This window comes from Streptomyces sp. SID12501, from assembly GCF_010550245.1.
Taxonomy (GTDB): domain Bacteria; phylum Actinomycetota; class Actinomycetes; order Streptomycetales; family Streptomycetaceae; genus Streptomyces.
On sequence record NZ_JAAGLU010000319.1, the window covers coordinates 1 to 571 of the forward strand.

At 67.3% G+C, this 571-nt stretch carries 1 protein-coding gene; it reads right to left on the reverse strand.

Features of this window, described 5'->3' with window-relative positions:
- Window positions 1–240: 240 nt before the first annotated feature.
- The coding region (locus tag G3I71_RS45980; protein WP_203733057.1) for a hypothetical protein at window positions 241–571 on the reverse strand (331 nt) is incomplete at its 5' end.

Sequence of the window (571 nt, forward strand, 5' to 3'; positions counted from 1 at the left end):
CGGAGGAGACCATGTGCACCACTTCCAGGGGCTCTACGGGGGCGTCGGGTGTGGCCACAACGTAGGAGTGCCCAGGTCGGCGTCATATGGTGCTCGTCATCACAATCAGGCACCGCCAGGTGTGTCCGGCCACCACACGGCCCGAGCCGATCCCCTCGGCGTGCCTCGACGAACTGGAAGCGGCCCACCGGAACCCTCGCGACGGAGGACAGCTCCGGTGGGCCACTGGGAATGAGTCGGTTACCGGCCCGCGATGAAGGAGGCGGGGCCGCCGACCTTGTGCCAGGTGGTGCCGTTGCCGGACCACTTGAAGACGGCGTCGCTGGTGGGTGACAGGCCGTAGATGGCGTCTGCGGCGACGGCGAACTGGTGGCCGGCTCCGCCGATCTTGGCCCAGTTGTCGGGGCCGTTCATTTTGTAGAGGTCGCCGTTGGTGGGGTTGGTGGCGAAGAGGCCTGCTCCGCCGGCGAAGAGTGTTCCGGCTGCTCCGCCGACTTTGTTCCAGGTGGTGCCGTTGCCGGTCCATTGGAAGATGGCGCTGCCGTCGGGGGAGAGGCCGAAGATGCCGTTG